1 protein-coding gene is annotated in these 1,500 nt (G+C 67.7%); it reads left to right on the top strand.

Annotated elements, in window-relative coordinates; genetic code table 11:
• Positions 1–243 precede the first annotated feature (243 nt).
• Positions 244–1,479 (top strand): IS110 family RNA-guided transposase, encoded by a 1,236-nt coding sequence (locus tag HF999_RS22085; protein ID WP_168547900.1) that lies wholly within the window; start codon positions 244–246, stop codon positions 1,477–1,479.
• The last annotated feature ends 21 nt before the right edge of the window (positions 1,480–1,500 follow it).

The following is a 1,500-nucleotide window of genomic DNA, read 5'->3' on the forward strand; positions in this document are numbered from 1 at the left end:
CGGTCACTAGGGCACCATGCTTTCTACGGACCCCTTCGGGGTGTTCGTGTGAGGAACCTGACGGGGATCGAGGTGACGGCCGTTATCGGTCGCCCTTCGAGGGCTTGTATGACACCGCCGCCCTCGGTCTCGTCGGGGTCGTGAACCGGCCTCAGGAAGATGCGCCGTAGAGCGCCAGTTAGTGACCGTCCGGTGGTCGGCCTCGCTGTCAGGTTGTCGCTGCCAACCACAGGAGAAGCCACCATGTTCGAAGATCAACCTCCACCGGCGGTGTTCGTCGGTATCGACTGGGCCAGCCACGATCATGCGGTCTGCGTGCTCGACCAGTCCGGCCGCCAGCTGGCCGCGTTCACCATCGAGCACACCGCCGACGGCATCGCTGCGCTGGTGCGGCGGCTGGCCAAGTACACGCCCGACCCGGGTGATGCGCCGATCGCGATCGAACGCCCCAACGGCCGGTTGGTCGATCTGCTGCTCGAGGCCGGCCATCCGGTGATCCCGGTCTCGCCGAACGCGATCAAGACCTGGCGTGAAGGCGAGGTGCTCTCGGGCGCCAAGTCCGACGCAGCCGATGCGCGGGTGATCGCCGAGTACCTGCGGCTGCGCCTGCACCGCCTGGCGCCCGTCGCGCCGTATTCGCCGCAGACGAAAGCGCTCCGGATCGCAGTGCGCACCCGCGACGATGTGGTGAGCCTGCGGGTGCGCGTGGGCAACCAGTTGCGGGCTCTGCTCGACACGTGCTGGCCTGGTGCTGCAACAGTTTTCGCTGATCTGTCGTCGCCGATCGCGTTGGCGTTCCTGCTTGCCTACCCGACTCCGAACAGCGCCGCCCGGGTCGGAGTCAAGCGCATCGAGGGGTTCCTGGCCCGCAACGGCTACTCCGGCAAACGCCCCGCCCAGGAGGTTCTCGCCCGGCTGCGCAGCGCTCCGCCAGGAACCACCGACCCCATCATCAGCGAAACCCTGCGAGAGAGTGTGGTGGCTTTGGTCGGCATCCTGCAGGCGGTCAACACCGCCGAGAAGTCCCTCCGGGGTGACATCGCGCGGCAGATGCAGGTTCACCCGGACGGCGCGATCTTCACGTCGCTGCCAAGGTCGGGTCAGATCAACGCCGCCCAGATGCTCGCCGAATGGGGCGATGCCCGCCAAGCCTACGACAGCCCCGACGCCGTCGCCGCCCTCGCCGGTCTGAGCCCGGTGACCAACGCCTCCGGCAAACACCGAGCCGTTCACTTCCGCTGGGCCTGCAACAAACGCTTCCGGGTAGCGATGACCACCTTCGCCGACAACAGCCGGCACAGCAGCGACTGGGCCGCCGACGTCTACGCCCGAGCACGCGCCCGCGGTCACGACCACCCACACGCCGTCCGTGTCCTCGCCCGCGCCTGGACCCGAGTGATCTACCGCTGCTGGCAGACCCGCACGCCCTACGACCCCACCCTCCACGGAGCCGCCAGAATCATGCAATCCGCGGCCTGAGGTTGACTCAGGAAGTGTCAT

It is taken from the genome of Tsukamurella spumae, assembly GCF_012396015.1.
Lineage (GTDB): Bacteria > Actinomycetota > Actinomycetes > Mycobacteriales > Mycobacteriaceae > Tsukamurella > Tsukamurella spumae.

What these genes read in the sequence shown, in the direction of transcription:
- HF999_RS22085 (WP_168547900.1), top strand. Translation starts at nt 244, where the DNA reads ATGTTCGAAGATCAACCTCCACCGGCGGTGTTCGTCGGTATCGACTGG.